This is a genomic window from Pseudoalteromonas sp. ABV4_021 (genome assembly GCF_056159365.1).
Map to the genome: position 1 here is coordinate 597,822 of NZ_JBSWVB010000001.1, position 25,016 is coordinate 622,837.

Below are 25,016 nucleotides of genomic sequence, written 5' to 3' on the forward strand. Positions count from 1 at the left end.
AATGATAAATAACTAGGTTAAAAGTATTAATTTCTTATGAAGATTTCAATGATAGCTGCGATGGCTAATAATCGTATTATTGGTAAAGATAACGATATGCCATGGCACCTTCCTGCTGATTTAAAGCACTTTAAATCGGTCACCTTGGGCAAACCTGTCATTATGGGGCGCCGTACATATGAATCGATCGGTCGCCTATTACCAGGTCGAGATAATATTATAATCACACGTAATCCAGAGTACGTTGTAGATGGTGCGATAATGGCTGAAAGCCCAGAGCATGCGCTCTCTTTGGCCGGCGATGTAGATGAAGTTATGATTATCGGCGGCGGTAAAATTTACTTAGACTTTTTAAGGCGTGCAGATCGTCTATACTTAACGCATATAGATTTGGATGTTGATGGTGATACACAGTTTCCTGACTACGAAGCTGTGGCAGATTGGCAAGTGCTAGAAACTCAAAGCTTCGCACCGGATGAAACCAATCAATATCATTACCAATTTGTTATTTATAAGAAATTAGGCTTAATTTCTTGAAGATGATTTAACTTGTTGTTAGAATTGTTGCAATTAAATTAAGTATAAAGTGCTACTAGGGTTGCTGTACCATGAAATTATCAACATTATTATTTACTCTATCTGTATCTTCGGTTGCATTACTAAGCTCTCACACAGTAAATGCAAATGAGCAATTAGCTGCTAGTATTTGTGACTATGTAGGTGCTGATGATAAACGCCGTATTCGCAAGAAACTTAAAGAGTCACGTGTAAAACTACGTAATGTTTATGCGGGCATTAGTTGCGGTGGTAATAACCTAATTCGCCATGCAATTGTTAATGGCGCAGATGGCGCAGGCGAATATATTGTTAAGCAGCTACCAAAAAGCGATTTAGCAGCAGGTGGCGATGTAGCGTGGGCTGATGCAAATGGTCATTCAGGTTCAGCTGTAATTGCTGCGTTAAAAGATCGTGCGGGTCTTTAATACAGTTTTTAATTAGTTTTCCCCTTTGTAAAAGCCAGCTTTAAGCTGGCTTTTTTGTTTTTACGTTATCCTCTTAAAGTTTAAAGCCTGGCTGTGTAGTTAAAAGTAATCTTTAAGGAATAAAAAAAGAGGGGAGTTTAAACGTTTGAATCTCAGTTATTTTGATCTTTCATCTTGAATAACAGACTCGATTAAGTCGTTATTATTAAGTTTTGCTGCATCTCTGAAAACAAATTCTATGCTCGCATATTAGGCTGACGATTTGTTTAATCTTGTACAGCAGTTACTCAGTTAAGTTACTTAGTTAATTTTAAATCGAGTTTCGTTTAGATATTAAAAAGGCCCACTGATTAGTGAGCCTTTTCGTTTTTGAAAGTGTGTTAATAGCGCTACACTTTAAACTCTTCTACAGAGAGTCTTAGCTCTTCTGCAAGCTTAGCAACTTCACTTGCTGACGCTGATGTCTGGTTTGCACCCTCAGCTGTTTGTTCGGCTATCGCAACAATCGATTCTAAGCTTTCACTGATCTCTTGTGATACTTGGTGCTGCTCACCTGCTGCTGTTGCAATTTGTTCACTCGCATCGTGTGCTTGTGATACTGCTTGGGTGATTTGCTCTAGTGCCGAAGCAGCTTGCTCAGACTGTTCAACACATGAATCTGCTTGCTGTTGGCCTTTTGCCATTACAGACACGGCTTCTTCTGCACCACTTTGCAGTGATTCAATCATAGCCTGAATTTCTTGTGTAGATTCTTGGGTTTTGCTTGCAAGTGAGCGTACTTCGTCAGCTACCACTGCGAAACCACGGCCCTGCTCACCAGCACGCGCAGCTTCGATAGCAGCGTTTAGTGCAAGTAAGTTTGTTTGCTCTGCAATGCCTCTAATTACATCTAAAATACCGCCAATTGATGCGCTGTCTTGATGCAGTTTATTAATAACCTGAGAGGCTCCAGCCACTTCACGCGCAAGTTGTTCAATAGTAAGCTTGTTATTACTTGAAATTGTTTTAACGCGCTCGGCTTCGTTGTCAGCTTGTTTAATTTCATGTAATGCATCTTCAGCGCTTTGAGTAACTGATTGTGAGGTACTGCTCATTTCAGTTGTTGCTGTTGCCGCTTGTTCAACCTGTGCTCGTTGACTTTCAATTGCTTGGCTAGATTCAACAGTTACAGCTGATGTTTCCTCAGAAGCCGCTGCAAGCTGTGTAGAACGTGAAATAATACCTTGAATTAAGTTACGTAAATTGTCGGTCACGCGGTTTAGGCTTTTCGCTAATTCACCAAATTCATCTTTATTGCTATCATCAAGGCGCATTGTCATATCGCCTTGCGCCACGTTATCAAGCACTTTGTTGATTTCTGATAACGGCTTCGTGATACGTTGAACTGTTAAAAACGCAATAACAATTGCGATTACAGTGGCAATGATCATACCTAACCATGTCCACAGCTCAGCTTTTGACACGCTGCTCTCAACTTCTTTTCTAAGCTCTACAACAAGCGTATCCGAAAGAGAGGTCAGTTTATCCAGCTGAGAGCTAGCAGTATTTGTGTCTTGCTCTGCAAGTGATAAGTTAGTAGCAGCTTCTTCAAGTTGCCTAATATGATTTTGCTTTACGTTAGCGAGTGATTTACTACCTTGGCCGTTTTCTTTCACAACCGCAAAATAGCTTTGAAAGTCTTGATGTAAGTCTTCATCTGTTTGTTTAAAGGTTTCTGAAAGCAGTTCGATATTGCGCTCAATATCAGCAAGACTGTAGTTTACTTCGTTAGATAACGTTTCTACCGTTGCTGCATTTTTAATATTTTTAAGATCTGTGCTGTTACTAACAATGCTAAGAAGTGCATTTTCAATATTCGAAACGGCTTGGTAAAGGCGTTGTGAGTTATCTTCAAGCTCGGCGCTATCGCTTAAATCAAGAACGACAGTGCTGGCATCTTCTGCGGCAATTTCAAGCGTCTCTAACTGCGTTGTTAAACTGCTTTCAATTTGCAGTGCAGTCGTCTTATTGTTGATAAGGTTTTGTACACGCCCCACGAAGCTATTATACGTTTTATCAACAGCTGATGCGGCGTTTGCCAATTGTGCATCACTGCTAACAACTTGTTTTAGACGTTCATTTGATTTATCAAAATCTTCGGCTGCAGCGCGGTACTGGCTTACTAGCCCTTGTAACTGGTTGCTGTTGTCACTGTAGTAAACTTGTAGTGCAAGCGCTTGCATTTTATTAAATGAAACCTGAAGCTCATTTGTCGCTCTGAGCGCAGGAATAGAGAGGGTATTAACATGGTTAGATGAATTGCTAATGCTATTGATTCTAACAAGTGAGTTGATACCAATGGTGATCAAAAGTAGGGTGATTAGAATAAATCCACCCCAAATACGTTGGCTGACAGTCAACTTCATATTCATTCCTGTTTACTAATTGCCGGCAAAATAAGTAAGCCTCTGAGGGCTTTTGTTATTTATCGACATACATGGATACAACTTTAGTTCAATCTAACAAACTCGTAACTTTATTTCAGTATTTATAGCTGAATAGTTAATTGTAGTATTTAAAATACAACTTAAGTACTGTTTTTATGTTCTTTGTGGTTATTGCAATAATGTTTTTTCTTTGATTTTAGCTCAAGCAAAGTCATATGCTCGCCCCATACACAACCCGTATCAAGAGCAAATAAATTTGGATAAGGTGTTTGTCCTTTTAATGCAGCCCAATGACCAAAGCAAATATTAATACCTGAATGATTATTTGCATTCACATCAAACCATGGAAATAATTCGGGTGAATTTTGGCTAGCAGGTCCTTTATGCGCAAAGTCCATTTGCCCATGTTGATTAACAAAGCGCATACGCGAAAATGCATTTACGGTGTAGGTAAAGCGCGACAGTTTATCATTAGCTTGTGAAATGCAGTTAACGCTGTTGCCATACATATTTGCTAGGTAAAACTGTGCGTTGTCACCTTGGTACTTTTTTTGTGCTTTAGCACAAAGCTCAAGTGCGTTTTGCAATGATAATTGAGGATTTAACCCAGCGTGGGAAATAAAGGTATTATACTTTTCAAGCCATACCGCTAGCGGTTGTTGTCTTAAAAACTCAATGTAAGCAGGTAGTTTTTTTGCGTTGAATAAGGCTTGTAAGTTATCTTTTGGATTGGGTGTGTTTTGCGTGAAATACGTAGCCAGTAAATGTAAATCGTGATTGCCTAGGGTTATAGTCACACTGCCTTGCTGAGCAAAAAGATATTTTAAACACGCCAGTGAATCTGGACCACGAGCAACAATATCACCAACTAAGTAAAGGTGATCGCGGCTTGGGTTAAAATCTACTGTTTTTAATAACGAAGTAAATTCATTAAAGCACCCTTGCAGATCACCAATTACATACTTAGCCATATTTGCTTAATTAATGTAATACAACATCACTAGCAAGGCGAAATACTTCAATCGGGGCTTGGTATTCAGCACCAAACTCGTTACGCATTTGGTAATAACCTTGCATTGTCCCAATTGGTGTATCTAATACTGCACCTGATGTATAGGTGTAGCTTTCACCAGGTCCAATTGTTGGTGTTTCACCAACCACACCTTCACCTTCAACTTCGGTTTCTTTACCGTTAGCATCGGTAATCAACCAGTAGCGGCTAAGCAACTTAGATGAACATAAACTGTGGTTCTTGATTGTTACAGTATAGGCAAAAACGTATTTATCTTTTTCTGGTTCAGATTGACCATCAACATAAAACGTTTCTACCGATACTTTAATTGGAGAATTACTGCTTGTTGTCATAAATCCAGTTTGCGATCTTTACAAAAGTGTCTAGAGAAAGGTTTTCAGCGCGTAGCTTTAAATCTAACCCTAAGTTTTCAATTTCTTCAGGCGTTAATAAATTCGATAAACTATTACGAATTGTTTTACGTCTTTGGTTAAACGCTTCTAAGCATACCGTGTTAAGGATTTTAGTGCTCTTTGCCTTTAATTGATCTGGCGATTTAGGGATCAGGCGGATAACCGCTGAATCCACTTTAGGTGCGGGCTTAAAGCACTCAGGTGGCACATCAATAACAGGCATTGCATGACAATAATATTGTGTCATCACACTTAATCGGCCAAAGGCTTTGCTGTCAGGGCTTGCGACCATGCGTTTAACCACTTCTTTTTGCAGCATAAAGTGCATGTGCTCAATATTTTGATAAAACTCAAATAAATGAAACAGAAGCGGCGTTGAAACGTTATAAGGTAAATTACCAAATACTTTAAGTTTGCGCTCATCTTTAATAAGTGATGCAAAGTCAAACTGCATGGCATCACCTTGATGCACGGTCAGCTTGTCGGCAAGAAATGGGTGATGAATCAAGCGATGGGCAAGATCTTTATCGAGCTCAACTACCGTTAAATGGTCTGTTAGCTCTGCCACTGGCTCTGTAATTGCGCCAAGACCAGGACCAATCTCAACCAGGTTATCGCCAGGTTTTGGATCAATTGCGGTTACGATCTTATCGATAATGCTTGTATCGTGTAGAAAGTTTTGACCAAAACGTTTTCGGGCGCGGTGCCCTAAGTGTACTTTATCATTCATCTATTGTGCGCTTTTACTTGCCATTTCAATTGCTTTTGAAATTGCTAATTCAAAACTACCCACATCGGCTTCGCCTGTAGCGGCTAAATCGAGAGCGGTACCATGATCCACAGATGTGCGGATAAACGGTAAACCTAGGGTGATATTAACTGAATTACCAAACCCTTTGTATTTTAACACAGGTAATCCCTGATCGTGATACATTGCGAGCACTGCATCGGCATCTTTTAGGTATTTATCTTGAAATAAAGTATCTGCTGGCAACGGGCCAACAAGGTTAATGCCTTCATTTCTAAGCTGTTCTAGGGTAGGTGAAATGACTTCGATTTCTTCTCGGCCTAAGTGGCCATTTTCGCCTGCGTGCGGGTTTAAACCACAGACATAAATTTTTGCCGATTCAATGCCAAATTTAGTGGTTAAATCGTGATGCAAAATACGCGTTACTTTACTTAAACGGTCTTCAGTGATTGCTTTAGATACATACGCCAAAGGAATATGCGTTGTCACTAAAGCAACGCGTAAGCCCTCTGTAGCGAGCATCATTACAACATCTGGCGTATTTGATTGCTGAGCAAAAAACTCAGTATGACCACTAAATGAAATACCCGCTTGGTTAATAATGCCTTTATGCACAGGACCTGTGACCACAGCTGCAAATTCACCTTGCATATTGCCATCAGAGGCGTATTTCAGCGTATCAAGTACATATTGTCCGTTGGCGTCATTGAGTTCGCCTGCAATCACGTCTTCTGCTAATGGAATATGCTTAACTGTTAAGCTACCAACATTATGTGGTTGCGCAGTGTTATTTGGCTGATATTCAATAAGTTGAATATCTATGCCAAGTAATTTGGCACGTTGTTTTAGCAGATTTTTATCAGCAATTACGACAAGTTCTGCAGGCCAATCTTGTTGGGCCAGCTGTAAAATAAGGTCTGGCCCAATACCTGCCGGTTCCCCCGGTGTAACTGCAATACGTAATGTCATAACTATTCTTCTACAACTTCAATATAAGCTTGTTCGCGTAATTCACGCTGGAACGTAAAGCTTTCTTCTTTAAAGCGACGATTAAAAATCATTTGGTGCGCGCGGTTTTGTTTAACAAGCTCAGTTTTGTCTGATACGCGACGGTCTAATAATTCCATAATATGCCAGCCGTATTGGGTTCTGAATGGTTCACTAAGTTGGCCTTTTTCTAAACCTAATGCGGTTTCTTTAAATTCGCCTACCCAAGAGTTCGGGTCTGTCCAGTCATATTCACCACCGTTTAATGCTGAACCTGGATCTTCAGAATGCTCTTTAGCTAGCTCACCAAAGTCAGCATTACCTGCTTTTAGGTCTTCAACAAAACCAGCGAGCATAGAGCGTGCTTTTTCTTCCGATACAATAATAGATGGCTTAACAAGAATATGGCGTACTTTTAGCTCCACCGCTTCAACGACTTCAACACCACGTACATCTTGTAGTTTGACGATGTGGAAACCAGCGCCTGAACGAAGTGGGCCGACAATGTCGCCTTTCTTATGGCCTTTTACCGCCTCAGCGAATAGTGTTGGCATTTCGTTAATGTTCATCCAACCTAGTTGACCACCTTCAAGTGCTTTACCACCACCTGATGACGCAATTGCAATTTGCTTAAATTCGCGACCTTCGTTTAATAATCTTATAACGGCTTCAGCACGTTCTTTTTGTGTTTTGATATCTTCCGCAGTTGCGTTTTCAGGGATTTCAATCAGGATATGACCGATATCGTATTCTTCGTTTGTTTGCCCTTGCTGCTCTAAAATACGCAGTAAGTTTTGTACTTCTTGTAAGCTTACGTAAACGCGACGCTCAACACTTGCACGCATCGTGCGGCTAGCAACCATTTCGTTGCGAATTTCTTCTCGGTATGTTTGGAAGTTATCGCCGCTTGCTTCTAGTGAGCGGCGCATATCGTCAAGGGTTGCACCTTGCTCGCGAGCCATTTGCGAAAGGGTTTGGTCTAATTGTGCATCAGAAATACGTAAACCAATACGTTCACCCATTTGCAGTAGCAGAGCTTGGTCAATGAGTTTATCGATTGCTTGACGTCTTAGCGCCGTTTCTGAAGGCAGTTCCTGACCAGAATCTTTTGCACGGTTTTTAACACGGTTTACCAGTGCGTCTACTTCACTTTGTAAAATAACACCGTCATTAACTTTTACGGCAACGCTATCAAGTTCAGTAAGGCTGTATGCGCTTTGGCAGAAAGCAAGTAGGGCAACGCCCGCTGTCATTAATCGTTTTAACTTCATTGATTTTTTCTACTTACATATTAATTTGTTAAAAAGTAAGGTCTGCGATAACTAAAGATGCTTTGGTTGAGTAGTTTTTGCGCATCTAGACCCATTATAAATTTAATTTGAATACTCGAGTCAAATTTAGCTGATTCATTAGCAAATTGACCAACTGGTTTATTTAAGTCAGTTTCTATTTGTCTGCTACCAGATAATTGAATCGCCCAACAACATGATTGGTATTGTACACCAGTTAAAAACTCCACGCTGCGATCTGATTCTAGGTCGCGCTGGTAGCTCGAAACAAGTTGCCATTGCTCGCCAATTGGGTAGCTAGCAAAAATACCAACTTGCTCAATTGTATTTCCTGAGACATTGTTTGCGTACCTATGGTTCAATTGAATTAACTCATTATTATCCCCTTTATAATCGAGGGTGAGGTGTGAGTTAACAAGGTCGCTGCCGTCAGTATCGTATTGCATACCTGCTGACAGGTACCAATTCTTGTGCCAATGTAACATAGCTTCACTGGCAAATAACGAGTTATAACTAGCATTGTCGTCAATCTCAGACGGTTTAGCGTCATCCGAGACGTAAAAGATTTGACCAATGCTGAAGTTAAATACTTCGTTATTTTGTTGATTAAATATACGTGTTGTTGCACCTAAGGTAAATTGGTTTGCCGTAGCAATACGGTCTACGCCCGAGAAGCGTTGCTCGCGAAACAATCCGTGGAAATCATCTTGAAGCTTTACCGTATCGTATAAACCAATATTTGACTGATCTTTTTCTGGAATAAACAAATACTGCGCTTTTGGTTCAAGTGTTTGTAGGCCGTTATCCACTAACCAATGCGTATCACGTTCAAAATTAATTTGCCCGTAAAGGCGCAGTTTTGGCAAGGTGCGGTTTACGTTTTCCTCTAACTGAGTGCCAAGTAAATCACCTTGTTGATGGTAATTCGTTTGCAGCAAACTAACCTCAGATAAAAAGCTCCATGCGTAGTCGCTAATGCCGTAGCTTAGCTTAGGCTCTAAGTGAACACGGGTAGCTTTTTCAACCAGTGCTTCTTCGTTTTGAAAATGGGCAAATTCACCGTTTAAAGTAAAGTCGACACCATAAAAGTCAAACGCATTAACTTGGCTAAAGGTAATTTGGGGTAGTGCGCGATAAGATTCTAAATGATCACCAAGTACCTCAAAGCCTTGTAACTTCATATCGGTATGCCAGTAATCACCTAAATGAGTTAACTGAATTAGGTGATTAAGCTGGGTATCGGTACGATTAGCGTAGTTCGACCCCATATCGTTAATATAGTTATCATCACTGATATTCGTGATGTCGATTTGGCCTCGCCAGTTATCGTCAATTTTGCTGTATTGGCTTAGGTGCAGTAAGTAACGACTGCCCAATTCAGGTTCAGAATCATCGCTATTAAGATACTCAATTGCAGCCATACCTTGGTGCTCTTCAGTTAAATAGCGAAACTCGGTTTGCAGCTGGAAACCCTGATTTGACATATAACGCGGAGTAATCGTCGCATCCATATCGGGCGCAATATTCCAATAAAACGGAATTTCAATCTCTAAACCATAACGATTAGAGCTGGTAAATGTTGGTTGAATAAAACCAGATTTACGTTTATCCGATATTGGAAAGGTAAAATACGGTAGGTAAAACACCGGTGTGTCATACACTTTTAGTACAGCACCGTAGGTTTCACCCCAGCCTTCTTCTTGTGATAGTTTAATTTTTTTCGCATCCAGCGCCCACACAGGGTTATCGCTTGGACAAGTTGTAAAGCTGGCATCTTGCAAGAGTAAAAGTGATTGATTTACTTCAAGCAGTTTGGCTTCGCCACGACCAGCTTGTTGGGTAAATTGATATTTAGCGTCACCGAGAGATAACTCAGACGAGGTTAAGTTAGCAAAAAAGTGTTTTGATGAAATATAGCTGTTGGGATCCTGATAAACAATTGGGCCAATCGCATTGAGCATGCCATTTATCTTATCAAGTTCAGCGCTAGATGCGGTCAGACTCATTTGTGTCGAGTCCATCATCACGTTGCCGCTAAAGAGCGCTTTGTTTTTTCCTGCTAATTCTACCTGATCTGCATTAATCGCAAGCTGACCAACAGCAAGCTGGGAAGTAGATTGCCAGCTTAAGTTAGGATCGGTTTCGCAAAGAGAAAACATATCTGAAGCACTGGCCAGAGGTGACATAAAAATCAGTGTCGCAAATATGCCAAAAGGGCGTTTCATTAATCAGATAACCTTGTGAAAAAGACCTTACTTACGTTTTATACTATGCGCTGTTTTTGTCTGTAAGCTGATTTGGGGGCTTACACTTAATTTTATATAGTTAAACAACGGCATTTTAATGCAATAAAAACTTGCTGCCTTGAGCATAATTTAAAGCGCACACGTAACTAAGCCTATAATAATTTAATTTTAATGATTTCTCTCATTACTTGAACTGTTAATATACCATTGAAAAGAGAAAAATACTTGTGCAATTAAGCGCCATTTATAGTCTGTTAGCAAATGGCACAGGACAATGCACAATTTGTAATTAATTGTAGTTGGGGTTAAGCCTTGCATAACCAAATGTTTGATGCGTTTTTAACGCAAAACTTACCGAATTTAGAGCAACAGAACGCATTCAAAGTTGAGCTGATTACAGGTGACGCGAGTTTTCGTAAGTACTTTCGTGTTTTTACCGATAACCACACTTATATCTTAATGGTATCGCCACCAAATTTAGTCGATAACGAACCCTTTATTGAACTGAATCAGTTGTTTAGTCAGGGCTCTTTTAAAGTGCCACAAATTTTAGCAGTAGATAAAGAGTTAGGTTTACTGCTTATTGAAGACTTAGGAAGTACTCACTTTGCCGATTATTTAGGGCAAAGTAATGAGCAGAAACTTTATAAACAAGCGATCGATATGCTGCCTAACATAGCAAAGTTAGCAAAAACCAACGCAATGAAGCCGTATGATGCTGCGTTTATCGATCTTGAACTAGAAATTTTTAATCACTGGTTAATTGAGCAATTTTGTCAGATCACAATGGATACTGGCGCGCAAAAAACATGGCAACAAGTGAAGCAACAACTGATTAATGCGTTAGAAATGCAGCCTAAAGTGACCATGCACCGTGATTACCACAGTCGAAACTTAATGGTATGGCAACAACAGCTGGCAATTATCGATTATCAAGATGCGGTGCGAGGCCCACTCACCTATGATTTAGTGTCTCTTACAAAAGATTGTTATCACATTTTACCAAAGACCCTTCGTCAAGAATTTGTACGCTACGGGTTTGCACAGTACGAAAAAGCGGGAATGACAGTCGGTTTATCGTTTGATGATTTTGAACTCTTATACACCTTAACCGGTATTCAGCGTCACTTAAAAGCTGCGGGTATTTTTTGTCGATTAAGTATTCGAGATAACAAACAAGGATACCTACCTCATGTGCTTGATACCATGCACTATGTTGTTGAAGCATGCGACGAATTAGCACATTCATTTCCTGTCTTAGGTTACTTTTCACAATGGCTTAAAGTGAGTGTTTTACCAAGCTTAAAGGCAAAATTATGAGAGCAATGATCTTAGCGGCGGGGCGCGGTAAACGCATGATGCCATTAACAGCAGATACCGCAAAACCTATGTTAAAAGTGAATGGCAAACCGCTCATTGAGTACCATATTGAACGCTTAAAAGCGGCGGGTATTAGCGAAATTGTGATTAATTTGGCTTGGTGTGGTGAAAGTATTCGCAATACATTAGGCGATGGCAGCCAATTTGGTGTTAGTCTCATTTATAGTGACGAAGGGGGAGAAGGTTTAGAAACTGCCGGTGGTATTATCAATGCCCTCGATTTACTTAGCGAGACATTTATTGTCATAAACGGTGATATTTTTACTGATTATGATGCAGCAAGTTTGACGCAAATTGCGCTATTGCCGCAACAAGCGCACTTAGTGTTAGTTGAAAATCCAGCACATAATCCGAACGGTGATTTTTCGTTAGTGCAAGGGTTTGCATCAAGTGATAGCGATGCCGAAATAAAACATACATTTGCCGGTATTGCGCTTTACCATAAGTCATTTTTTGCTAATACCAAGGCGGATTTTTTACCACTCGCGCCAATGCTGCGAGAAAAAATGGCCGAAAAATTAGTGACCGCCGAACTGTACATTGGCAATTGGCAAGATATCGGCACACCTGAGCGATTAGCCGAAATTAACCAACAGGAGTATTAAACTAAATGTGGGGAAAGTTATTAGGTGCTGGGTTTGGCTTCTTATTTGGTAAATGGTTTGGCGCAATTTTAGGTCTTTATTTAGGCCATTTATTTGATCGCGGTTTAAAGCAAGATTTTAATAAAGCCGGTGGCTTTCAAGGCTTTTTCGACAATAGCAGCGTCTCTGAAAAACAAGCGTTATTTTCTTATACCTGTTTTGCCGTAATGGGTCATATTGCCAAATCGAATGGTCGCGTTAACGAACAGCATATTAGTGCCGCGTCTCGTTTTATGGATGAAATGGGGTTAACCGACGACGCGCGCCGCGATGCGCAAAACGCATTTCGCAGTGGAAAACAAGCTGACTTCCCTTTTAAATCAGTACTTAAAGATTTTCGCGACCGCTTTTCAGGTCGTTATGATTTAATCCAATTGTTTCTTGAAATTCAAATTCAAATGGCATTTAGCGATGGTGAGTTAAGCGATAAAGAGCGCGATTTACTTAAGCAGGTGAGTAAATACATTGGCATTAACAATACTCACTTTAAGTTTATTTTAAAGCGTTATATTGCAGAATTTGAGTTTCATCGTTATCAACATACAAAGCAAAATCAGCAGCAATCTCATCGCTCGTCAACGAACAAAGCGCAAGATACGGCATTAACAAAAAGTGCAGCACTACAAGTACTAGGGTTAGATAGTAATGCCGACGAAAAAGCGATTAAAAAAGCTTATCGTAAATTGATGGCTCAGCACCATCCAGATAAATTAGTGTCGCAGGGGTTACCACCTGAGATGATGCAGCTCGCCAAACAGAAAAGCCAAGATATTCAAGCAGCATATGAATATTTAAAAGCGAAGTAGCATGTTAGGCTTTAAAAGCTGAACTAAAGGGGGTTAGTTAAATACCTAACCAGGTTAAAAAACCATATATTTCTTTAGATAAACGCTGATGTTGCTGCTCACTGGATTGGTTGCCAAATAAAGCGCGTTGGCGATAGTTTAATTTATGGTTACGCCGTGCAAGCTTTTTGCGCTGTACCATTTGTTGGTTAAGCCAATGGTTTTGGCTTTGATAATAAATATCAAGCGTTGGCCATGGGGTTGTAGTGATGGTTTGGTTTAGTGACTTGTTTTTCTGCGCTTCGTTATAAAAGTTATTAAGCAAAATCAGTGCGTCAATTTGTTCCGATGTTTGCTGATTGAGATAACTATTCAAAATTGCGCCGCTTTGTCCCTGTGTAATCACAATTACAAAACCCGGGTGAGTCAACGCTTGCTGATACATGGCTTTAAAACGGCTGGTTAAACTAAGTGCGTAGGCGTCGAGGTCGGGCTTTTTAAATTGCGATAAACTTGGTGCAACGCTTACGTTATTATTTTCCGGCAATTCATCATTATTTATGCGCGGGCTACTCCCTGCGCTAATGCTGTAAGTAACCCAACCATAATCATTTAGTGATTTACGTAAAAAGTCGATGCCACGGTCATTCGATTGGGTCAAGTGCCAATCAGCAATTAAGATTGCTACACCTTTTTCAAATTCTGCCGTGTGGTCTCGGTACAAGGCTGTTAACTCATTGTCGCCAGCCATTACTGTTACAACCTCTGAAGGTTCGAAGTAGTGCGACACATCTTGATTGTTTTGCAGCTCTTTATTGATAGGTGCGAGCCACTCAACATCCTTAGCTTGAGTTAAGAACGCGCTAACAAGTAACAAACAAACTGTAAGGTAAAATTTAGGCTTCACACGCATGATTTGACTTTGACTTTTTAAGCTTATCGACACTCTAAGCTAATATTTTAGTTAAAAATCAGGATCACTATAAAAACTTAGTTGCTGTTTTGTTACTGGGTGAGTGAAGCTTAAGTATTGCGCATGAAGTTGTAATCTTGTCGCCATAGCAAGTGCGTCGTCGTGCGCATAAAGACGATCGCCTAAAATCACATGACCTAACGATAACATATGTACACGCAACTGATGTGAGCGACCAGTGATTGGCGTTAAGGCAACACGCGTTGCATGTTCTTCATAGCTTAACACTTCATAGTGGGTAAGAGAGGGTTTTCCACGTTCATGATCCACCATTTGTTTTGGTCGGTTTGGCCAATCGCAAATTAACGGAAGATCCACAGAGCCTGTTTCTGGTTCGAGTTTGCCATAGACGCGAGCGATATAACGCTTTTTGGTTTCTCTGTCTTGAAATTGGCGGCTTATTTCACGGTGCGCCGCTTTATTTAGCGCAAGGCAAATAATGCCTGAGGTGGCCATATCAAGGCGATGTACTATGGTTGCCGTTGGAAATACTAAATTAACGCGGTTAATCAGGCTGTCTTTGTGCTCAAGCGCTTTGCCCGGCACGGTCAATAAACCACTTGGTTTATTAAGAATGATTAGGTCATCATCACGATATAAAATATTGATGTATGGCGAAGTTGGCGGGTTATAGTTTAACAGCACAGTGATTCCAGCAAAAAAATGGGGCTTAATCTAAGCCCCATTTTAAAGCAATTATAGTTAGTGAGAAACCACTATTAAGCGGATTGCATCAAGCTTAAGCTCTGCTTTTTCAACATGCTCAAGTAATTGTGACTTTTGCTTTTCCAAATAAAACAGCTCGTCTTCACGTACGTTCGGATTAAGTTGTTTAAGCGACTTTAAGCGTGCTAGCTCATCATCTAAGTTAGTATTTACACTTTCTTTAGCACTTTGCTTTAGTGTACCTAATTGACTTTGTGCTAATTTATTTGCCGTTTCAATCATTGGATGAACGCTTGATTGCAGCGCCGAGGCAAGCTTGCTAGCCGTTTGTTTACCAACTGCATTAAGTTGCTGATTAAACGTATCAAACGCGACATTCGCAGCTAAATCATTACCGTTTTTATCAAGTAATAAACGCACAGGTGTAGTTGGTAAGAAACGACCCATTTGCAGCGCTTTTGGTGCGCTGGTTTCTGCAAGGTACACTAACTCAACAAAGAAGCTTCCCGCAGGTAGTTGCTTGTTTTTAAGTAGCGCAACGGAAGTAGTGCCGAGATCATCATCAATAATCAGCTCCATTGCACCTTGCACCATAGGGTGATCCCAACTTAAAAAGTGCACATCTTCTTGTGCAAGTGCGGTGTCGCGGTCAAAGGTAACGGTTAGACCTTCGTCACGTAAACACGGGAACGATGGCGTTAGCATGTGTTCAGTTGGTTTAAGAACAATTGAGTTCTCACCGCGGTCTTCTTGTGAAATACCGAAAATATCAAACACCTTGATCATAAACATAGGCAGTGCAGTTTGGTTATCAAGCGATTCAATATCGCTTACCAATTGCTCTGAGCGGCCTTGTCCTTTTGAATGTAGTTCAAGTAATCGGTCGCGACCTTGTTCCATTTTTTGCTTTAACGCTTGGTTTTGCTTATTTACCGATTCAAGTAATGGATCAAGCTCTTCCTCGTCGGTATTATGGCTTGCCACGAACTCCAGTAATTCATCTTTGTATTCTGAATACAGCAGTTGTCCAGTGGTTAATGTGTGTTCAAATGCTTCTAGTGCATCGTGGTACCAGCGGAATAATACTTCTTGCGCAGTGTTTTCAAAGTACGGCACATGAATTTTAATGTCTTCACTTTGACCAATACGGTCAAGACGGCCAATTCGCTGCTCAAGTAAATCAGGGTTTAGCGGTAGATCAAATAAAATTAGGTGGTGGGCAAACTGGAAGTTACGTCCCTCTGAACCAATTTCAGAACAGATTAATACTTGCGCCGCATCTTCTTGCTCGGCAAAGTATGCTGCTGCGCGGTCACGTTCAATAATGCTCATACCTTCGTGGAAAACCGCGGCTTTAATACCTTCACTTTCACGAATTGCTTGTTCTAAGCTCAGAGCTGTTTGCGCTTCACTACAAATTACCAATACTTTTTCGCGTTTAAGCTCAAGTAGTTTCTCGGCTAACCATTCAACACGAGGGTCAAATTGTGCCCAACTAGCAGATTCGCCTTCAAACTCTTGGAAGATTTTTTCTGGAAATAATGCACGTTTTGCGCGCATTTCCGCATCTTTTAAGCCAGCAATATTGCCCATTACATTCATTGCTGTGGTGTATTGTTTCGGCATAGTTACAGGGTAAGCGTGTAGCTCACGTGATGGGAAGCCTTGGATGCTACTACGGCTGTTTCTGAACAAAATGCGGCCTGTACCGTGTCTGTCGAGTAGCATTGATAAAATTTCATTTTTAGCCGCTTGCTCACCTTTTTCAACTTGGCTAAGCAGTGTGGTGATATCACTTTCTTTTAATAGTGATGTAAGCGTTTGCTTAGCGTTATCACTTAAGGCTTCATCAGCTAGTAGCTGGTTTGCCGCATCGGCAACTTCTTGATAGTGGCTTTCTTCTTCCACAAACGCTTGATAATCATAGAAACGGTTTTCATCAAGCAGTTTTAAGCGGGCAAAATGACTTTCATGACCTAGTTGATCAGGTGTAGCGGTGAGTAGAATTAAGCCAGGAATATCTTGGCTTAGTTCAGCAATACGGTTGTATTCTGTGCTTGATTTCTTTTCGCTCCACTTTAAGTGGTGCGCTTCATCGACAACGAGTAAATCCCAATCGGCAAGTGTTGCTTGCTCAAACCAAGTTTTCTTTTTCGTAATAAATTCAAGGCTGGTTAGGATCAGCTGTTCAGTTTCAAACGGGTTTGCAGCATCGGCATAGGCTTCTGTACAGCGTTCATCATCAAAAATTGAAAACTGTAAGTTGAAGCGACGCAGCATTTCTACCAACCACTGATGCTGTAAGTTTTCAGGCACCACAATAAGCACGCGTGAAGCACGACCTGTAAGCACCTGCTGGTGAATAATCATACCGGCTTCAATGGTTTTACCTAAGCCAACTTCATCTGACAGTAATACACGCGGGGCAAAACGTTTACCTACTTCTTCGGCAATATAAAGCTGGTGTGGAATTAAGCTTGCGCGTGCACCCACTAAGCCTTTTAAGCTTGATTGTTGGTTTTGGTGAACATGGGTAAGCGTGTTATGACGCAGAGTAAAGCGGTCAAAACGGTCAATTTGCCCTGAAAATAGCTTATCTTGAGGCTTATTAAACTTAATAAAGTGATCAAGAAAGGTTTCTTTAAGTGCGACTTGTTCTTGATTGTCTTCACGAGTACCAGTGTAAGTAAACAAGCCATTTTCTTCGTCAACCTGCTCAACTATGAGTTCCCATTCGTCAACGCTACGAATTTTATCACCTACATTAAATGCCACTCGGGTAACAGGTGCTTCAGAAATACTGTAAACGCGGTTCTCACCACTGGCTGGGAATAAAATAGTTACTTGGCGTCCTTCACAGGCTACGACTGTACCTAAGCCTAAGTCGGATTCGGTGTCGCTGATCCAGCGTTGACCTAAAGAAAAGCTCATTTTTAACTCGCTACTATCGAAAAAAGGCGGCTATGTTACCTAGATTTCTCGTTGGATTCACCTGTTAATTTAGAACTCGTGAGGTTAATACCTATTCGCCGCTTTAATGTTTGTAATTTAGCCAGAATTTTGCACTTTTTTTGTCATAAAAAAGCCAAATTCCTGAAATAGACTAAACTTAAAAGTAAAGCAAAAACCATAAACCCGCCAGCTAAGAGAAGGAACAGCTTATGGGAAAAATGCGCAATAACGATAATAAACTCTATGTCCTAGATACCAACGTATTACTTCACGAACCTTTCGCTTTTTTATCTTTCCAAGAACATCAAGTCGTTATCCCAATGACAGTGTTAGAAGAGCTGGACCACATTAAAGATCGCAAAAAAGATGTGAGTCGAGACGCACGCATTGCTATTCGTGCTTTGGATGATGTACTAAGAGACGCAAGTCCTGAAGAAATGCTTGCTGGGGTTGATCTTTCAACGGTCGCTAAAAATTGTACAGGTCGCCTGACGATTGTTAATGATCATATGTTTGAGGATGCGGTTTCGGGTTTACCAGGAGATGAAAACGACCATCGCATTATTAATACCGCACTGCATTTGCAACAGCTAAAAGTTGAAGTAAAAGTAGTGTTAGTCACTAAAGACATCAACATGCGCTTAAAGGCAAAAGGAGCAGGGCTTGAGTTTGTTGAAGACTACCGCACCGATCAGCTGATTGATGATATTAGCTTGCTAACAAGCGGCTATAAAAAACTTGATGGTGATTTTTGGCAGCATGTGAAAGAGTGCGACAGCGAGCAAAGCGGCCGAGATACGTATCATACCGTACCACGTAATTTGCTCAATGAAGTCTTTATCAATGAGTACTTACTCGATGAGACAGGCCACTTTGCTGCCCGTGTGGTGGATTACGACGAAGAGCATATTAAGCTACTTGATTTGGGTTTTGAACGTATTATGGGACGCAGTGCTTGGGGTATTCAGCCCAAAAATGTTTATCAAGCAATGGCGATTAATGCGCTACTCGACCCGCATATGGATTTAGTGATTTTGACAGGCCCCGCAGGTTGCGGCAAAACCTTGTTGGCATTGGCTTGCGCCCTTGAACTTGTGATTGAACGGGGAATGTACGATAAGGTCATCGTGACCCGTAACACGCCCGAAATTGCAGAATCAATCGGCTTTTTACCAGGCACCGAAGAAGAGAAAATGATGCCTTGGCTTGCGGCGATAACCGACTCCTTAGAAGTACTTCATAAAAACGATGAGAACCCAGTTTCGAGCCGTAATTACATTATGGAAAAAGCCAATATTCAATTTAAATCGATTAACTTTATGCGTGGACGCAGCATTCAAAACGCCATAGTTATTTTAGATGAAAGCCAAAACTTAACCGCATCGCAATTAAAAACCATTATTACCCGTTGTGGCGAAGGTACTAAATTAATTTGCTCGGGTAACTTGGCACAAATTGACAGTAATTATCTAACCCCAGTGACTTCAGGGTTAACCTATATTGTTGAACGTTTTAAAGACTTCCAAGGCAGCAGTACGATTAATTTAAACGGTGTAGTACGCAGCCGTTTAGCGAGCTTTGCAGAAGAAAATTTATAAGCTAACGATGGTGTCTATTAAAAGTTAAAAGGGCTGATGATTATCAGCCCTTTTTTGTTTGATGATTTAAGCGGAACTATCGTTAACACATTTAACGCTACAATACATAAACGCAGCCGCAAGAGAATTATGTGCTATGGCGAGTGCGACTTAAATTATATCAACTATGTATTGCTTACTTTTCAGCATACTCCAAGAGCTGCTACTTACTTCTGCGATTGGGTATTGCTTTGGCCCAGTGACTTCACCGACTAAGTATTTTAAGCCATTAATTTCAACATGTTTGTCGCCTTTGCGGATCGGTAAATTTAACCCAATTAGCGCATGGTTAGGGGAGGTAATAATCGCGATGGTCAGGCGAGGGTAAATCGCTTTTAAAATAGCGCTAGTGAGCACAAGTTTACTGTCTACATCGCCGTATTGTTGGCGGATTAGCTTAAGAGGAGGCTTAAAGTTCTCGCCACTGTTATGAAAACGGTCTGGCAACTCAGATGTTGGCATCGCTTGTACCCAACTTAACACAAAGTTAATGACTGTTTTTGGTCTAACGTTATTGCCAAACTTAGTTAAAATAGCTTCTCTAATCGGTGAAATATAGTCATATGAATTTTTCACAAAGCGCGGTAAGTCGGGTCTAACCGCATCAATTGCCCAGATGGCCTCTAAATCAGCATAGTGATGCTTGCGTAAATAGCTTTTTCGCGCACTTTGTTTTGCTTTTTCAACTCGCGTTTCCACGTCTTTTAATAGCGCTTTGTCATCACTGTAAACTTTATATTCAATGCTGCGTTCTTTACGCTGTGTTTCGAGTGTGTATTTACGTCGGTCGAACTCTTTAATGGTGTTTCTTACTTTTATATCAATCTTGTCGAGGTATTCTTGTGCGTTAAAGCCTTTAAAGCGGCGGTAGTGGTTAAATAGCTGGTCGTTTGAATAGCTAAAGCTAAGCTTTTGTTCTTTGTCTTGATCATCAAACCAAGTGTAATAAAACGTTTGTTGTTGTTTTTCTTGTACCACTTTGCGCTCGAACGAGTGACTAAAAAGCGGCAAAGCGCAAAGGCTAAAAATGACAGCGAGCAATAAACTTGGTTTTAGTTTAACCATGATAATATCCGAGGTTGCGTAAAGTCTGTTAGGTGAATTGTCATAAATAACATTAAGCTTAGTCAAGATGTTGTGATAGAACGAAATATTTCTGTTCATTTAATAAATTCGAAGGCCACCTGTGTTAACGCTGATTACTAAGACTATTAATTTGGATAATAAAAAAGGAAGCACGTGCTTCCTTTTAATCTTGGATTATTTACTTTGAATACAGGTTACTTATCCATTAGTTCACGAATGTATTTAACCGGTGAGCTGCCGTAACTTAAAAACTGTTCGTGGAATGCTTTTAAGTCAAAATCGTCACCCAGTTTCGCTTTTTGCGCTTCGCGGAAATCGTAAATTTCACGGTAGCCCGTGTAGTAGCTTGTTAGCTGAACTTGGCTCAGCGTCGCGCGGCGCCATTTTCCTTCTGCTTCAGCGCGTTCTTGGAACGCACCGTTCATAAGTAGATCTAGGCCTTGTTCTTTACTGATACCTTCAACTTGAATTTGATAATCCAAAACCGTGTTACAAATTACGCGTAAATTCCATTTGTAGTACATTAACCACATTTCTGGTTCAAAATTACCGTAACCTTCTTCTAGCATCATGCGCTCTGTGTACACCGCCCAACCTTCGATCATTGCGCCGTTTCCGAAAATACTCTTAATGAGAGACGGTGACTCATTTGAATAAACTAATTGGGTGTAATGGCCCGGAATTGCCTCATGAATATTTAGAATTTGTAAAATCCAATGGTTATATTCTTTTAAATACGATTTGGCTTGTTCCTCACTCATATTATCGAGTGGCGTAACGTTGTAGTAGGTATTTTCTTTTTTCGCATATGGACCCGGTGCGCTAATCGATGCACCAGCAAAACCGCGCATATAGTCTGGCGTTTCACGCACCACTAGCGGCTTTTCAGGATCAAGCGTTATAAGGTCTTTTTCTTTAATAAAGGCTTCAAGCTCAGGAATTTGCTTTTTAATTTCCTCAACAAAGTTTTCGCGTTTTACGTGCTTAACCGCAAGGTGATTAATCAGTTTTGAAATTGCTTTTTGAGGTTCACTTGGCATCTGTGTATTGGCAAAATACTTAGGCCAAAGTTGCTCGGTGATTTTTAACATTTCAGCGGTAACACGGTCTTTATCTGCCAGCGCTTTTTGATAAACCTCTTTTGCGCTGTAACCCGACTGAATATCAAATGCGAACTTTTGCTCGTAAAGCGCTTCGCCAATTCTAAATGAACGCGCGTTATTGTTTGCAACCAGCTCTTGTTCCAGCTTAGTTAAGAATTCAATGTATTCATTAATCGCAGCTGTTGCTGCTTTAAAACGGGTTTCAAATAATCGCTTATCAGCGTCCGATAGATTTGAGGTTTTAGCTTTATTAAATAAATCTTTATTTAGTACGCTAAATGCTCCTTTATTTTGGCTAATTGCCAACTGTGTGTACTCAAGTGTTGGCGTATCAATATTGGCAATGGCAGCTGCATAGTAGGCAGGTACATTTTTAAGACGCTTTAGTACTTTCGTGATTTTTGTGTTGTCATCATCAAAGCGACTATTAATGATTTGTGCAAACCCACCTGCAACATTGTAATTTGATGGATTCCATTGCCATGATTTAAATGTGTTTACCGTCCAAATTGATTTCTTTAATAGATTTTCGATTAAGTGATAATCGGTTTTTAAATTGGCTGGTAACTTATTAAGGTCAAACTGGGCTAATTTAGCGAGTTGTGTATTGGCAAAGTTAATATCGTTAACGCGGCTTTGTGCGTCGGGAACCGTTAAAATATGGTCGTACTTGCCGTAACCTGCGTATTGCGACCACTCAGGACGGTGACGCCAAAAGTCTTCGATAAATTGTGCTGAAAACGCTTTAAATGCAGCAGCTTGAGATTGCTGTTGGCTTGCAGGTGCGTCAGTTGTTGAATTGGTTGTTTGGCATGCACTAAGGCCAAGTGCTGCAACTAGCGCTAAACTTAAGGCTGTTTTTTTCATTGTGTTTCCCTTGAGTGATTAAAGCGACTAAGCGAGTTAAAGCCGCGTTAAAGTCAGTGTATCAATTTCGCTTAAAAATCGAAGTTTTTTCGATAAAAGGTCAACAACCCTATACTCGGTTACGTGTTTCGCCATTTTCAAAGGCACTAATATTTAGCGCTATCTGCTTAATTAAGCGCGAGATTGACTGCTTGCTGGCCCATGCAATATGTGGTGTGAGCAATAAATTGCTCCCTTGATACTGAACGAGCGGGTTGTTGTCTTGTGCGGGTTCTTTGCTTAAAACATCAATCGCGGCTGCTTTAATTTGTTTGGTTTGCAGCGCGTAGGCAAGTGCGCTTTCATCAACAATGCCACCGCGCGCAGTATTAATTAGTACCGCGCTAGATTTCATTAGTTTAAATTCGCGCGTACTAATTAAATTTTCAGTTTCTTGGTTAAGGGGACAGTGAACCGAAATAATATCGGCGTTTGCTATCGCGTCATCAAATGCAACTCGACCGTCACGTACAGGGCTGTTCTTGCGCTCACTAATCAAAGTTTCAATGTCAAATGCTGTTGCGGCTTTTGCTACTGCGCGCCCTAAATCGCCATACCCGATTAATGCCATTTTTAAGCCTGCTACTTCGTCTATGAAGTGGTCTAAAAAGCAAAAATGGCTCGCTTTTTGCCACTGATTGTTATGACAATCAGCAATGTATTGATGGGTATTACCTAGTAAGTTAAATAATAAAGCGAACGTGTGTTGTACCACGCTCGCGCTGGAATAGCCTGCAACATTGGTAACTGCAATGCCATGTTGTTTAGCCGCTACTAAATCAACATTATTAGTGCCTGTGGCGGCAATGCAAATTAGCTTTACCGTGCTTAGTTGAGATAATGCTGTTTGGTCTATCACTACTTTATTGGTAATTATCACGTCCATGCCTTGGCAACGCTCAATCACTTGTGCTGGCGTAGTATTGTCAAATAATGCGATGTTTTGTGTAAGCGCGTTTAGTGGTGATAAGTCACCATTTTCAATTGTTGCGTAGTCGAGAATAGCAATTTTCATAATTTTAAAGTTTTGGTTTGACTTTGGAGTTAACTCTAAGGTTTATACTTAGTAGGAAAGTTAGATTTAGTGTATCTCAATTAGGCAGGCAAATGGTAAAAATAGGTGAAATTGCAAAACGGTTAGCGGTCTCGACCGACACGCTTCGTTACTATGAAAAGCAAGGCATTCTCAATTCATCGGCGCGTAGTAGGTCGGGATATCGCTTGTATTCTGAACAAGACGTTGCGCAGCTGTCGTTTGTACTAAGGGCAAAGGACGTAGGCTTTACACTGAATGAAATTAAAGAGTTACTTGCAATAAAAGTAGATAAGCAAAGTCACAGCTGTGAGCAAGTTAAACATTTTACGAGTGAAAAAATAACGCAAGTTGAGCGTAAAATTGCCGAGTTAAATACCATTTTAAATTCGCTTAAACTACTGCACAAATCATGCTGCGGCGGTAATGAACCCGCCGTTCATTGTTCAATTCTTTCCGCGCTGGAGGCACAAAATGACGCTCGTTAATAACTTTATTGATCTTTTTATTATTTCAGCGCCTTGGTTGTTATTAGGATTGTTTATAGCAGCATTAATAAACGTTTACTTACCTGAAGATTTTCTCAATCGCCACCTTGGCAAAGAGGGCTTTGCTACTACCATTAAAGCGGCTCTTATTGGCGCGCCAATGCCGCTGTGTTCTTGTGGCGTAATTCCAGCAGCGCTCGGGCTTCGAAGGGCGGGAGCGTCAAAAAGCGCAACCACGGCATTTTTAGTCTCTACGCCCGAAACAGGTGTTGATTCAATTTCTGTATCCTATGTTTTGCTTGGCCCATTTATGGCAATTATCCGACCGATTGCGGCTGTTGCCAGTGCCATTACTGCGGGTTTATTAGTAGGCGGTGAAAGTAAAGTTTATACGCAACAAAGCGCCGATAACATAAAAGAAAAAGCCGATGACACTTGCTGTAGTAGCGTGCGCACCACAGAGAAAAATAAGGCGCAGGCTAGCAATAATATGGTTTCAGAACAAAAGAGGTCGTGCTGCAGTACTCAGCAAAAGCCTGTTGTGCAAACTTCTCCTTGTTGTGCGCCAACAGTAGCTGAAGCTAAGTCGAATGTAACAACCAGTGCTGCTTGTTGCTCGGTAAAAGATTCTGACGAGCAAAAAGAAAATACTAGCTCGTGTTGTTCAACAGACAATAAAACGCAGCTTGTAACAGAAACCGTGACAGCAAAACTCAAGCGTGCATTTTCATTTAGTGCTAACAAACTGCTAAGTGATACCGCAAAGTGGCTGATGATAGGTTTGTTTTTTGCGGCGCTAGTGCAAACCTTTGTGCCGCAAGATTCTTTGCAACAGTATGGTAGTGGAATTTGGGCCATGCTAATCGTAATTTTAATTAGTATTCCAATGTATGTCTGTGCAACTGCCTCAACGCCTATTGCCGCAGGGTTATTGATGTCGGGCGTTAGTCCCGGTGCCGCGTTGGTATTTATGTTAGCAGGGCCTGCAACTAATGTAGCGACATTAGGTGTGGTTGCGAGCGAACTAGGCAAACGCGCGGTGGTCGCTTATTTAACAGGGGTTATTGGTGTTGCGCTAATTTTCGGATTTTTTACCGACTATTTGGTAGCACGCTATCAATTCGCAATCGTACCGTCGCTACAAGAATCGCATCATGTATTACCAATGTGGCTAGAGTACAGCGCGGGAGCCTTACTTGCGCTGTTAATATTGCGCTTGGTTTGGCTCAAATTAAGTAGCGCCAAATAGCTTGGGTATT

Annotated in this window: 21 protein-coding genes; 8 read left to right on the top strand and 13 right to left on the bottom strand. The window is 40.8% G+C overall.

The genetic code is table 11. The features are described from left to right. Positions 1-36: 36 nt before the first annotated feature. Positions 37-537, top strand: coding sequence for a type 3 dihydrofolate reductase (folA, locus tag ACXAFE_RS02835; RefSeq protein WP_475148313.1), 501 nt, complete (start codon positions 37-39; stop codon positions 535-537). Positions 538-608: 71 nt separating this feature from the next. Then, the gene (locus tag ACXAFE_RS02840; protein ID WP_475148318.1) at positions 609-983 is read left to right on the top strand and encodes a DUF3718 domain-containing protein; all 375 of its coding nucleotides are present in this window, start codon (positions 609-611) and stop codon (positions 981-983) included. 389 nt (positions 984-1,372) lie between these two features. Here ACXAFE_RS02840 and ACXAFE_RS02845 read toward each other — a convergent pair whose 3' ends face one another. From ACXAFE_RS02845 to lptD, 7 genes are all read right to left on the bottom strand, one after another. Continuing rightward, a complete protein-coding gene (locus ACXAFE_RS02845) occupies positions 1,373-3,388 on the bottom strand; it encodes a methyl-accepting chemotaxis protein (RefSeq protein WP_475148322.1) in 2,016 nt (671 codons plus the stop codon). A gap of 161 nt (positions 3,389-3,549) precedes the next feature. Further along, positions 3,550-4,380: a symmetrical bis(5'-nucleosyl)-tetraphosphatase gene (locus ACXAFE_RS02850; RefSeq protein ID WP_475148326.1), complete on the bottom strand. Its 831-nt coding sequence runs from the start codon at positions 4,378-4,380 to the stop codon at positions 3,550-3,552. Positions 4,381-4,390: 10 nt separating this feature from the next. Then, the gene (gene apaG / locus ACXAFE_RS02855) at positions 4,391-4,774 is read right to left on the bottom strand and encodes a Co2+/Mg2+ efflux protein ApaG (protein ID WP_010560925.1); all 384 of its coding nucleotides are present in this window, start codon (positions 4,772-4,774) and stop codon (positions 4,391-4,393) included. Continuing rightward, complete coding sequence (rsmA, locus tag ACXAFE_RS02860; protein ID WP_054979717.1) at positions 4,758-5,564, bottom strand: 16S rRNA (adenine(1518)-N(6)/adenine(1519)-N(6))-dimethyltransferase RsmA; 807 nt, start codon at positions 5,562-5,564, stop codon at positions 4,758-4,760. Before rsmA ends, apaG begins: the two co-directional genes overlap by 17 nt. Then, complete coding sequence (gene pdxA, locus ACXAFE_RS02865; RefSeq protein WP_475148333.1) at positions 5,565-6,551, bottom strand: 4-hydroxythreonine-4-phosphate dehydrogenase PdxA; 987 nt, start codon at positions 6,549-6,551, stop codon at positions 5,565-5,567. Between the two features lie 2 nt (positions 6,552-6,553). Further along, positions 6,554-7,840 (bottom strand): peptidylprolyl isomerase SurA, encoded by a 1,287-nt coding sequence (surA, locus tag ACXAFE_RS02870; protein ID WP_054979715.1) that lies wholly within the window; start codon positions 7,838-7,840, stop codon positions 6,554-6,556. A 20-nt stretch (positions 7,841-7,860) separates the two neighbouring features. Continuing rightward, positions 7,861-10,083, bottom strand: coding sequence for an LPS assembly protein LptD (lptD, locus tag ACXAFE_RS02875; protein WP_475148336.1), 2,223 nt, complete (start codon positions 10,081-10,083; stop codon positions 7,861-7,863). 333 nt (positions 10,084-10,416) lie between these two features. On the opposite strand from lptD, the gene ACXAFE_RS02880 reads away from it, so the two are divergent. Genes ACXAFE_RS02880 through djlA form a run of 3 tightly spaced genes read left to right on the top strand, consistent with a single transcriptional unit; the run spans position 10,417 to position 12,934 of the window. Next, on the top strand, positions 10,417-11,424 hold the full coding sequence (locus tag ACXAFE_RS02880; RefSeq protein WP_475148339.1) for an aminoglycoside phosphotransferase family protein: 1,008 nt from the start codon (positions 10,417-10,419) through the stop codon (positions 11,422-11,424). Beyond that, the gene (murU, locus tag ACXAFE_RS02885; protein WP_475148345.1) at positions 11,421-12,089 is read left to right on the top strand and encodes an N-acetylmuramate alpha-1-phosphate uridylyltransferase MurU; all 669 of its coding nucleotides are present in this window, start codon (positions 11,421-11,423) and stop codon (positions 12,087-12,089) included. The genes ACXAFE_RS02880 and murU overlap by 4 nt, the downstream gene beginning before the upstream one ends. Before the next feature lie 5 nt (positions 12,090-12,094). Beyond that, complete coding sequence (gene djlA, locus ACXAFE_RS02890; protein ID WP_475148350.1) at positions 12,095-12,934, top strand: co-chaperone DjlA; 840 nt, start codon at positions 12,095-12,097, stop codon at positions 12,932-12,934. A gap of 37 nt (positions 12,935-12,971) precedes the next feature. On the opposite strand, the gene ACXAFE_RS02895 is transcribed toward djlA, so the two are convergent. From ACXAFE_RS02895 to rapA, 3 genes are read right to left on the bottom strand one after another with little or no spacing between them, the layout of a single operon-like run. Beyond that, positions 12,972-13,820 (bottom strand): DUF3530 family protein, encoded by an 849-nt coding sequence (locus ACXAFE_RS02895; protein ID WP_475148357.1) that lies wholly within the window; start codon positions 13,818-13,820, stop codon positions 12,972-12,974. 57 nt (positions 13,821-13,877) lie between these two features. After that, a complete protein-coding gene (rluA, locus tag ACXAFE_RS02900) occupies positions 13,878-14,531 on the bottom strand; it encodes a bifunctional tRNA pseudouridine(32) synthase/23S rRNA pseudouridine(746) synthase RluA (protein WP_336434549.1) in 654 nt (217 codons plus the stop codon). Between the two features lie 57 nt (positions 14,532-14,588). Beyond that, complete coding sequence (gene rapA / locus ACXAFE_RS02905) at positions 14,589-17,483, bottom strand: RNA polymerase-associated protein RapA (RefSeq protein ID WP_475148365.1); 2,895 nt, start codon at positions 17,481-17,483, stop codon at positions 14,589-14,591. Between the two features lie 230 nt (positions 17,484-17,713). Here rapA and ACXAFE_RS02910 point away from each other — a divergent pair, with 230 nt between their 5' ends. Next, on the top strand, positions 17,714-19,102 hold the full coding sequence (locus tag ACXAFE_RS02910; protein ID WP_394227051.1) for a PhoH family protein: 1,389 nt from the start codon (positions 17,714-17,716) through the stop codon (positions 19,100-19,102). A 150-nt stretch (positions 19,103-19,252) separates the two neighbouring features. Here ACXAFE_RS02910 and ACXAFE_RS02915 read toward each other — a convergent pair whose 3' ends face one another. The 3 genes from ACXAFE_RS02915 to ACXAFE_RS02925 all read right to left on the bottom strand — a co-directional run bounded on the left by ACXAFE_RS02915 (position 19,253) and on the right by ACXAFE_RS02925 (position 23,251). Beyond that, complete coding sequence (locus ACXAFE_RS02915; protein ID WP_054979706.1) at positions 19,253-20,206, bottom strand: hypothetical protein; 954 nt, start codon at positions 20,204-20,206, stop codon at positions 19,253-19,255. Between the two features lie 215 nt (positions 20,207-20,421). Next, on the bottom strand, positions 20,422-22,197 hold the full coding sequence (locus ACXAFE_RS02920; protein ID WP_475148378.1) for a DUF885 domain-containing protein: 1,776 nt from the start codon (positions 22,195-22,197) through the stop codon (positions 20,422-20,424). A gap of 109 nt (positions 22,198-22,306) precedes the next feature. Beyond that, positions 22,307-23,251 (bottom strand): D-2-hydroxyacid dehydrogenase, encoded by a 945-nt coding sequence (locus ACXAFE_RS02925; RefSeq protein ID WP_475148384.1) that lies wholly within the window; start codon positions 23,249-23,251, stop codon positions 22,307-22,309. Between the two features lie 92 nt (positions 23,252-23,343). Here ACXAFE_RS02925 and zntR point away from each other — a divergent pair, with 92 nt between their 5' ends. Beyond that, positions 23,344-23,757 carry a Zn(2+)-responsive transcriptional regulator gene (gene zntR / locus ACXAFE_RS02930; protein ID WP_475148388.1) on the top strand — a complete coding sequence of 138 codons (414 nt, stop codon included), beginning with the start codon at positions 23,344-23,346 and terminating at the stop codon, positions 23,755-23,757. Further along, positions 23,744-25,006, top strand: coding sequence for an SO_0444 family Cu/Zn efflux transporter (locus ACXAFE_RS02935; protein ID WP_475148390.1), 1,263 nt, complete (start codon positions 23,744-23,746; stop codon positions 25,004-25,006). The genes zntR and ACXAFE_RS02935 overlap by 14 nt, the downstream gene beginning before the upstream one ends. The last annotated feature ends 10 nt before the right edge of the window (positions 25,007-25,016 follow it).

What these genes read in the sequence shown, in the direction of transcription:
- folA (WP_475148313.1), top strand. Translation starts at nt 37, where the DNA reads ATGAAGATTTCAATGATAGCTGCGATGGCTAATAATCGTATTATTGGT.
- ACXAFE_RS02840 (WP_475148318.1), top strand. Translation starts at nt 609, where the DNA reads ATGAAATTATCAACATTATTATTTACTCTATCTGTATCTTCGGTTGCA.
- ACXAFE_RS02845 (WP_475148322.1), bottom strand. Translation starts at nt 3,388, where the DNA reads ATGAAGTTGACTGTCAGCCAACGTATTTGGGGTGGATTTATTCTAATC.
- ACXAFE_RS02850 (WP_475148326.1), bottom strand. Translation starts at nt 4,380, where the DNA reads ATGGCTAAGTATGTAATTGGTGATCTGCAAGGGTGCTTTAATGAATTT.
- apaG (WP_010560925.1), bottom strand. Translation starts at nt 4,774, where the DNA reads ATGACAACAAGCAGTAATTCTCCAATTAAAGTATCGGTAGAAACGTTT.
- rsmA (WP_054979717.1), bottom strand. Translation starts at nt 5,564, where the DNA reads ATGAATGATAAAGTACACTTAGGGCACCGCGCCCGAAAACGTTTTGGT.
- pdxA (WP_475148333.1), bottom strand. Translation starts at nt 6,551, where the DNA reads ATGACATTACGTATTGCAGTTACACCGGGGGAACCGGCAGGTATTGGG.
- surA (WP_054979715.1), bottom strand. Translation starts at nt 7,840, where the DNA reads ATGAAGTTAAAACGATTAATGACAGCGGGCGTTGCCCTACTTGCTTTC.
- lptD (WP_475148336.1), bottom strand. Translation starts at nt 10,083, where the DNA reads ATGAAACGCCCTTTTGGCATATTTGCGACACTGATTTTTATGTCACCT.
- murU (WP_475148345.1), top strand. Translation starts at nt 11,421, where the DNA reads ATGAGAGCAATGATCTTAGCGGCGGGGCGCGGTAAACGCATGATGCCA.
- djlA (WP_475148350.1), top strand. Translation starts at nt 12,095, where the DNA reads ATGTGGGGAAAGTTATTAGGTGCTGGGTTTGGCTTCTTATTTGGTAAA.
- rapA (WP_475148365.1), bottom strand. Translation starts at nt 17,483, where the DNA reads ATGAGCTTTTCTTTAGGTCAACGCTGGATCAGCGACACCGAATCCGAC.
- ACXAFE_RS02910 (WP_394227051.1), top strand. Translation starts at nt 17,714, where the DNA reads ATGGGAAAAATGCGCAATAACGATAATAAACTCTATGTCCTAGATACC.
- ACXAFE_RS02915 (WP_054979706.1), bottom strand. Translation starts at nt 20,206, where the DNA reads ATGGTTAAACTAAAACCAAGTTTATTGCTCGCTGTCATTTTTAGCCTT.
- ACXAFE_RS02920 (WP_475148378.1), bottom strand. Translation starts at nt 22,197, where the DNA reads ATGAAAAAAACAGCCTTAAGTTTAGCGCTAGTTGCAGCACTTGGCCTT.
- ACXAFE_RS02925 (WP_475148384.1), bottom strand. Translation starts at nt 23,251, where the DNA reads ATGAAAATTGCTATTCTCGACTACGCAACAATTGAAAATGGTGACTTA.
- zntR (WP_475148388.1), top strand. Translation starts at nt 23,344, where the DNA reads ATGGTAAAAATAGGTGAAATTGCAAAACGGTTAGCGGTCTCGACCGAC.
- ACXAFE_RS02935 (WP_475148390.1), top strand. Translation starts at nt 23,744, where the DNA reads ATGACGCTCGTTAATAACTTTATTGATCTTTTTATTATTTCAGCGCCT.